This is a genomic window from Okeania sp. SIO3I5 (assembly GCF_010672085.1).
Taxonomy (GTDB): Bacteria; Cyanobacteriota; Cyanobacteriia; order Cyanobacteriales; family Microcoleaceae; genus Trichodesmium.
The window spans coordinates 1-8899 of sequence record NZ_JAAHHT010000320.1 but is presented as its reverse complement, the minus strand read 5'-3'; the positions used below and the strand labels follow the sequence as shown (position 1 = coordinate 8899).

Below are 8899 nucleotides of genomic sequence, written 5' to 3'. Positions count from 1 at the left end.
TCAAATAATCCAGTGATACCAGGAGTAGCCCAGTCTTCACTGTGGGGTATGGGGAAAGTAATTAGCATAGAACATCCAGAACTCAATTGTGTGCGCATAGATTTAGATCCACAGCAGACCATAGAGAGTCAAGCTGAAGAACTATTTCAGGAAGTTGGGTCGAAGGATAAGGAGGATCAGGTAGCATGGCGTGGAGATGAGCGTTATGTAGCTCGATTGGTAGCTAGTCCTCATCAGCAAGCAGTGGTAGAAGACCAAAAAGTACCATCACAACCATTCAAATTAGGAATTTCACAAAAGGGTAGTTTAGATAACTTAATTCTACAGCCAATTACCAGAAAGTCTCCAGCAGCAAGGGAAATAGAAATTCGAGTTAGGGCAACAGGACTGAATTTTCGTGACATACTCGTTGGCTTGGGTGCTTACCCAGGAGAGGGAAATATGGGAGGAGAATGTGCTGGTGAAATAGTGGCTGTAGGAGAACAAGTCAAAGATTTTCAGGTGGGTGACTCCGTGATTGCTCTGACAGAGGGCAGCTTTAGTCAATATATTACTGTTGATGAGTTCCATGTAGTTCTCAAGCCAGAAAATCTCAGCTTTGAAGAAGCAGCATCGATTCCAAACAATTTTCTAACGGCCTATTACACGTTACATCATATCGCTAAGATTACGGCAGGCGATCGCGTTTTAATCCATGCTGCAACTGGAGGAACGGGGATGGCTGCGGTTAAAATTGCCCAGCAAGCAGGAGCAGAAGTTTTTGCCACTGCTAGTCCTGCTAAATGGGATGCTCTACGACAGATGGGAGTTAAACACATTATGAACTCCCGGACAGTGGAGTTTGCAGATCGGGTAATGGAAATTACTGAAGGTCAAGGAGTTAATATTGTACTCAACTCTCTGACTTCTGGGGAATTTATTAGCAAGGGTCTGTCGGTAGTAAGTCGGACAGCAGGTCGGTTTGTGGAAATCTCCAAGCGAGGAGTCTGGGAACCCAGCCGAGTAGCAGAATTTAGACCGGATATATCTTACTTTGTGGCAGATTGGTCAGTAGAGTCTCAAGAAAAACCAGAGTTAATTAATTCCATGTGGAAGGGATTGGTAGATCAGTTCTCCAAAAACTTACTACAACCACTACCTTTAAAGCTATTTCCTATAGAGGAAGTCATCAATGCCTTTCGTTATATGCAGCAAGCCAAACACATTGGCAAAATTGTGGTAACTCAAACAGCACAACCAGCTAATGAAACAAAATCTTTGAATTTCAGAGAAGACGCTTGTTATTTGATTACAGGAGGTATGGGAAGTTTAGGTTTACTGGTGGCTCGTTGGATGGTGGATAAAGGAGCCAAGCATTTGGTGTTGCTAGGACGCCGTGTACCAGATGATATTACTAATCAAAAAATAACAGAGTTAGAAATAGCTGGAGCTTCAGTGGTAGTGGAAAAAGCTGACGTGTCCGATATTGAATCAATGACTAGAGTAGTGCATAAGATCGACCAGTCCAACATACCACTAGCAGGAGTAATGCATTTGGCAGGGATATTGTCGGATGGAGTGCTACAAAACCAGAATTGGTCTAGCTTTGAGCAAGTGATGGCTCCCAAAGTTCAAGGGGCTTGGCACTTGCATCAATTGACTCAAAACCAACCCTTGGACTTTTTTGTACTCTTTTCTTCGATAGCATCTCTATGGGGTGGACCGGGTCAGGGAAATTATTCGGCAGCCAATGGGTTTCTCGATGGTTTAGCCCATTATCGTCGCACTCAGGGATTACCAGGATTGAGTATTCATTGGGGTGTAATTTCTGAAATAGGACTAGCAGCGGAACGAGGTCTCGATATTACGGCACCTGAGCAGGGTATGGGTGTGATATCTCCAACTCAGGTGTTAGAGTTCCTAGAACTATTGATGAATGGTTCAGATGTTGAAGTAGGAGTATTTCCTATAGAATGGTCAAAGTGGCAGGAAAGAGTAGCCCAATGGTCTTTCTTGGCAGATTGGCAGGAAACTATATTGGAGGACACAAAATCATCTAGGTCAGATTTTCTGTTAAAGTTAGAGGCTACACTACCCAGTGAGCGTCGCTTGTTGTTGGTGGCTCATGTGCGTCGTCAGGTGGCTAATGTGTTGGGAATTAATGATTCTGAATCGATTGCTTTGGAAAGAGAGTTTTTTGACTTGGGTATGGATTCTTTGACTTCTGTGGAGTTAAGGAATAAGTTGCAAAGTAGCTTGAAGTGTTCGGTCCCCTCTACTCTCGCTTTTGATTATCCTACAATTAATCAGCTAGTGGATTACTTGACCCAACAATTAAACTTAACCGATGCTCAAGAGGATCGAAGTAATAACTTGTCTGCTGAAAAAATTGATTTTAATGCGGAAGCAATTTTAGACCCGACCATTATTCCTAAGACTAAGGTCAATAAGAATATTGTTGAACCTCAGAACATTTTCTTAACAGGAGCAACAGGTTTCGTAGGAGCTTATTTGCTTGATGAGTTATTACGAAAAACTTCAGCAAATATATACTGCCTAATTCGGGCTAATGATACCGATCTAGCTAAACAGAAACTCAAAGATAAACTAAAATCTTATTTGCTCTGGGATGAGGATAAATTTAGCTCCAGAATTATCCCTGTAGTAGGAGATTTGTCTAGTCAATTTTTCGGGCTATCAACAGAAGAGTTTAACTTTCTTGCCAACCAGATTGATGTTATTTATCATAATGGAGCCTGGGCTAATCATATTAACCACTACGCTATACTCAAACCGACTAATGTCTTGGGGACTCAAGAGGTTTTAAGATTAGCTAGTCAAATTCATGTAAAACCCGTGCATTTTATATCTACTGTTGAAATACTTTTCTCATTATCTAGTAATTCTGATAGTATAACCATTCTAGAATCCGAACCCTTAGGTGAAGCTCATAATCTGAAGCGTGGTTACGGGCAAAGTAAATGGGTAGCAGACAAGTTAGTAATGGCAGCAAATGAACGAGGGATTCCTACTTGTGTATATCGCCTACCAATGATAACAGCAGATACTAATACTGGTGCTAGCAATACTAACGATAGAATTTGTCGCTATATTAAAGGTTGTATGCAACTAGGAATGGTACCAATTTTAGAAAGTAAATTTTTAGAGAACTGGGTTCCTGTAAATGAAATAAGTCAGGCAATTGTTTATTTATCTCAGCAAGAGACATCTTTTGGCAAAGCATTTCATTTAATAAATCCCGAAACCACATCTCTTAACTATGTATTTTCTTTGATTTGCTCCGTATATTCCTCTGTGAAAGAAGTTTCATTAAATGATTGGGTGATGGCTTTATCAAATTATCCCAAAAATGCTTTGCATTCTTACATTTTTGGGCTTAGTTCCCAAATGGAAAAATCGAAAGAAAAACTATCCAGCGTATTTTATGAGCACATGCAATTAAGCGTAACTTCCCCACAAGAAGCTATTATTGACGATCGCAATACTCAGAATGGCTTGCTCGGCAGTGGAATTACCTTTAGCTCCATAGACAAGCCATACCTAGAAAAAATGCTTTCATATTTGAACCAAAGTGGCTTTTTAAACTTACCTTCTTAGAGCTAACTCAGACAGGACTTATACGGGAGGCACTATATATATAGCCCATAAACAACAGAGCGATCGCTATAATTTTTAGAGAGCGATAGCCAAGTATTTCTTAGCCTTTATCTATTGAGAAAAACTTAAATAGGGTTTGCTGAAAAAGTCTTTTAATAGTAGGGAGAAGCCAGAATCGGTGAATCGGTGAATCCAGGAATCAGAAGAATTACAGAAGAGGTAGGAAGAAGAATTATCAAAGTGATTTTCGGCTAATTATGGCAGAAAATCCTAGACTTTTTAGCTTGAGAGGCTTAAAAACTGGTACTTTTGACATACTGAAAAATGCTAAAAAGTTTATCTGTAAAGGCTTTCAGGCTTTTTTCAGCAAGCCCTATTTAGGACTTGCCGATCAAATCTCAAAGAATTAACAGATAAAGCTTTTAGCCTTTCTGAGTATGGAAATAGTACCAGTTTTTTAGCTCTTGGTGCTCAAAAAGGAGCTAATTTTGGGGTGAGGGGGGCAGAAAAATTACTCTAACAATTATTCCTCCTACTTTCCCCCTATTTTCACCCTCCCTACACGGATTTGGTATCATAAGTAAAAATCTAGTTCATCTACACTTATAGCAATGAGCGCTGGCGTATTTACATATTACTATTGTCTTTAAATGTGGTACAAATTTCTGCTACTATTACCAATACTTTCACGCATACTATATTATTAGTAGTGATTTGTACCATGTAAACATACCAGTGCACCTTGCTATAGCTGCTCCCAGATATACACACTCCGATGCTACCGAACATGATATAATATGAGCCAAGTATTCAATTAGTAATTAAGGAACAAACATGACACATAGCATAGTTTCAAAAGATGATCTTGTTGGAATATGGAAATTTATCGAGGTGAAATATGTAGATAAGCAACAAAACACCATTGATTCCTATGGCAAAAATCCCGTAGGCTACCTTATATATACTCAGGAGGGGTATGTGGCAATCTCAATTATGATGAGGGATCGCTTAAAGCTGGGATTACCTGTAGAAGAAATCCAGGCTTTGGGGTATGGTGCAAAACCAAAGTTAATTCAAAATCTATTTGGGTATATCAGAGCAATTTTTCGATATGTTCAGGCAGGGAATAATTATGCTGCTTATATTGGTAAATATGAAATTATAGATAATAAAGTTATTCACCATATTGAAGTTAATATTGTTCCAGATGCAGTTGGTACAGTTCTGGAACAGACTATTGAGATTTCAGGAGATAAACTTGTACTAACTAGATCTGGGGTAAATATCATTTCCGCTACTTTGCAGCGTGTTTCCTAGGACTTTCCCAGAGAATGTTCATTAACTCAAGGGGGTTCAAGGGGTAACAAGGTAGCTAAAAGTTAGGGGGCGACTTTCGCCCCCTCAGTAAAGTTACAAGATTGATAATTCTACTAGACTATTGATTTCCATAATTATTCAGCAATCAAAAATCTACAAAGAATAATTAGTCATCATTATCACAGGTAGGAGATAATAGATCCCAACAGAAGGGCGCTTTTGCTTGGAAGTTTCCTGACACATCACCTGACAAGTACGGAGCGGTAGTCTGGTCAAACACCATCGAACTTAAATTCTTATCTTTCAGTTTTTTCATACTAGCCCAGAAAATATTCGGATTTTTGGTGTATTCAAAAAAGTAAGTGGCATCTGTATCATTAGTGATCTTGCACACATTATTCCTTTGGTTCGCAAGAGTCCGCCATTGGGTTGTCCCCAAGTCCTGACCATCCAGACCGAGTGGATCGGAGACATTGCGGATAATGCCCAAAGCTGCAGCTAACTCACTCCGCCGATCCTCCTTATATTCCTCGGCATTACTCTCCATGGCTCCCAAGTAATAGCTAGCCCTGATGAATCGGTCTGAGGCACTGCTGGTGCCTGGTAGAAATAACCCAGCGATATTATTTTCATTTAAACTGGAGTACAATGTCTTCCAATAGCTATTGATAGCAAGCTGTTGATCGAAGATCGGGTCATTGGTCAGCACATCGTATTCCTTCTTGGAATGTATGATTGGTTCACCCTTAATGTATTCAACGATCGCTGAATTCCCAGTTTTATCCGAGATCGACATATGAAGTGAAAACGGCAAATTTCCCATCGTCACGCCTGGTAAAACTTCGATTGATAGAATATCGTCCGGTATGGAGCCAGGTCTTAATGATGTCGCGAGTTGATTAAGGGTTACTGTAGTGATTTTGAAAGGTTGTGGGTCTTGTCCCAGTCCTTTAACTGCATCGTCAACGGTTGCATAATTATCAAGGACATATTGACCCCAGGCACCAATGGACAAGGTTTTATCAGATTCTGTAGGTTGACCGTAGCTCGTCTCTAACAAAAAGAGGAGGTTGACAACGAGACCCTCCTCGTTTATACCGTCAACAGTAGCGATGTCATAGCTAGATGTAACGATACTATCATATTTTGAAGTCCATTCGAGTGACTGCTCACCAGCACCACCTTTACGCTCCATGCCTTTCTCAAAGAACCAGAGTTTGGCCTCGGGGTTATGAAACCAGTCCATACTCCGCGCAGTAACTGGTCCGTTGTCACTGTCGTAGACTAACCTGCTACAAGCCTGAGCGGCTGGCATCACTGCCATGGACAGGATGGTAATGAATACAACCAATATAGTTGCTAGCTTCTTCATAAGATTATGCTTTTTCGTGATTAAGTTCAATGCTGCGAATGTCCTGGATTATTTATCCATAACAATAACAACATAGCATACTGCTCGTCACTTAGATCAATATTTTTTTTTATCCAATTAATTTTATTAATAAACTTTTCTAATTGCCAAATTCCTTACGCTCTAGAATATTGATACAAGCTAATAAAACCATGAAAATCAATCCGCCACCAATGAAGATCCCGATCCATTCTAAATATGGAATATATGGCAACTGTCTCACAACTTCATCAACAACTTCAAGATTAATCGGTTGAATAATCTCAAAATATTGCTGATAGAGGAAGCTATACAATGTGCCAAACTCACCTATCAGGACTACAGATGACAAAGCACGCAAAATCGTTGCCAAAGTTAGAGCAGATCTGTTAACTGTTAACTCAAAAGGTATAGTTTGCTGTCGGAGTTGAGGCAGAATTATATCATTATACTGATTAAAAGTATCCGATAACTTCTGAAACGATGCCCTAATACTCTCAGGACGCAAACTCTTTATTAAAGCCCGGCGATCAGCTTCCTTATTGTACTTTTTGATAATATTGAACGTATTTAGTTCTGGCAAGAGATATTGCAGTGAACCATCTAATGCAAAGAAGGATCTAGTAATTTTCAGAAGTGTCCAATTAGTTGGTATTCTGTTCTCAAAAATTACTTCATTAATTTCTTGGGTAGCCCCACCCAAGGACTTTTCTTGATATGATAACCCCTTGAGTTCAGATTTAGCTGACCAAGATTCAAATCCACGAGCCATTTCTATCCTTACTCTACTAATATTAGCTTTTGGAACATCTACACCCAATCGGATATAATAATCAGAGGCCTTAGGAAAATCTCCCTCTGAGAGAGCATTTATATAATTCAAATAAAATCTTCTAAATTCTGCGTCCAGAGTTCCCGTACTTCCCAAATCAATTAAGACAAATTTGCTTTTGCGTAATAAAATTATATTACCTGGGTGTAAGTCTCCATGATAAAGATTATCTTCAAAAAGTTGTCGTAATAAAGACAGGAATAGCTTTTCACCAATTTCTTTGGCGTCTACATCATTTTCATCATCCCACCGCTTTGCTCTCTGGCGATCGCTCAGTAATATCTTAATATAGTCAGACATCAAAACACCGTCTATAAATTCCATCACTAAAACTCTACGTTTACAATATTTCTGATATACTGTTGGGACATATATTTTATGGAATTTGAGGTTCTTTTTCATGCGACGACCATTAGCAGCTTCATAGCGAAAATCCAACTCTTCCTTAAAAGTCTTTTCCAGTTCTACTACAAACTCATCCCAACGCAGATAAGAGGCAACATTGAAAGATACTAACAAATTAACAAAAATCTTAATGATGTCTAAATCTCGCTTGAAAGCATCTTCCAAACCAGGACGCTGAACTTTAACAACTACAGAAATTTTCTTTTTCTTTTTCCGCAAAACTGCTCTATGAATTTGAGCAATAGAAGCTGCTGCGAAAGGTTCTTTATCAAAACTCTCAAATATTTTTTCTATAGGAGCACCCAATTCTGATTCAATAGTTGAACGTGCTAAATCAAAAGGAAACCCAAGAGCTTCATATTGCAGACTTCGTAATTCGTCACATACCTCTTCTGGAAAAAGATCTGTTCGGAGTGCTAGTATCTGACCTGCTTTTACCCAAAAACCACCAAATTCTTCAAATATTTCTCGTAATTGAGTGGCTGTTTTTTGCACATCTGATTTACCAGTAAATTTGCGATATTGTACTCTAGCAAAATAAACTAGAAATCGCCAAACAACATAGGGCGTTGATAAGCGACGAGTCTCCAGAGTTTCTACAACCTTTACTTTTTTTCGGTTTTTTTTCTCAATTATAGGCGTGGGGATATCTTTATTCTTGATCATCTTTTGAACTATACCGATAAACTGTTGATTAATAGTGTAATTTCTATCGAATTTGTAAATCTTACAACTATAGACAAATTACACCTAAGTAAGAAACTCCAAAACAGAATTTTCTGATTGTGCTTTGTCATCAGGATAATTTTTAATGTCTACCTACTTAATGCTCAGACTTAACGAAGTCAGAAGTCAGAAGTCAGAAGTCGTGGATCGAGTGTGTAATTCTGAGGTCTCCATTTCCTGCGGAAAGGCTTCGCCAACAGAATGTAAGACACACTCAAGACAGTTATTTTTGTAACGAGGATTAGAGCAACGCTCCAAAAATATTTCGCCGATCCAGGCGGGGTTTTAGACCCAATTATTTTGATAATTTTTTTTTGTCAAAAATATAAGAATTAACTGGACTAGATTGAGCAAATAAAATAATTTTAAAATTATTTTTTCGACAGCTATATAGGATAATAGATCAACTTAATTTATTTTCATATCTAAATAATAAAAAGCTGATCTTTAATTAATATTTTTTCACTTTATATTGTGACATTATAATAGCATTTCATTACTATATTTTACATTTTCTTTATAAAAAAGAAGATCGATTGAGATAATTTTTCAAGTATCTAAAGTAGAGCGGTTCAATAATGGATAATGGATAATTACCTCTCCCTTTTAGGGAGAGGATTGACGCGGTAGGA

The 8899-nt window shown here is 38.5% G+C and carries 5 protein-coding genes; 3 read left to right on the top strand and 2 right to left on the bottom strand.

The window, feature by feature from the left end:
- From F6K40_RS36485 to F6K40_RS36475, 3 genes are all read left to right on the top strand, one after another.
- Positions 1 to 3597, top strand: a 3597-nt coding sequence (locus F6K40_RS36485) for a thioester reductase domain-containing protein (RefSeq protein WP_293143967.1), incomplete at its 5' end; no start/stop codon positions are given.
- Between the two features lie 257 nt (positions 3598 to 3854).
- The gene (locus F6K40_RS36480; RefSeq protein WP_293143965.1) at positions 3855 to 4007 is read left to right on the top strand and encodes a hypothetical protein; all 153 of its coding nucleotides are present in this window, start codon (positions 3855 to 3857) and stop codon (positions 4005 to 4007) included.
- A 424-nt stretch (positions 4008 to 4431) separates the two neighbouring features.
- Complete coding sequence (locus F6K40_RS36475) at positions 4432 to 4914, top strand: lipocalin-like domain-containing protein (RefSeq protein ID WP_293143962.1); 483 nt, start codon at positions 4432 to 4434, stop codon at positions 4912 to 4914.
- A 166-nt stretch (positions 4915 to 5080) separates the two neighbouring features.
- On the opposite strand, the gene F6K40_RS36470 is transcribed toward F6K40_RS36475, so the two are convergent.
- Positions 5081 to 6286: a linear amide C-N hydrolase gene (locus F6K40_RS36470; RefSeq protein ID WP_293143959.1), complete on the bottom strand. Its 1206-nt coding sequence runs from the start codon at positions 6284 to 6286 to the stop codon at positions 5081 to 5083.
- Between the two features lie 139 nt (positions 6287 to 6425).
- Positions 6426 to 8207, bottom strand: a complete 1782-nt coding sequence (locus F6K40_RS36465; RefSeq protein ID WP_293143956.1) for an ABC1 kinase family protein — start codon at positions 8205 to 8207, stop codon at positions 6426 to 6428.
- Between the last annotated feature and the right edge of the window lie 692 nt (positions 8208 to 8899).

Coding starts and splice junctions, on each gene's coding strand:
- F6K40_RS36480 (WP_293143965.1), top strand. CDS start 3,855: ATGGCAGAAAATCCTAGACTTTTTAGCTTGAGAGGCTTAAAAACTGGT.
- F6K40_RS36475 (WP_293143962.1), top strand. CDS start 4,432: ATGACACATAGCATAGTTTCAAAAGATGATCTTGTTGGAATATGGAAA.
- F6K40_RS36470 (WP_293143959.1), bottom strand. CDS start 6,286: ATGAAGAAGCTAGCAACTATATTGGTTGTATTCATTACCATCCTGTCC.
- F6K40_RS36465 (WP_293143956.1), bottom strand. CDS start 8,207: ATGATCAAGAATAAAGATATCCCCACGCCTATAATTGAGAAAAAAAAC.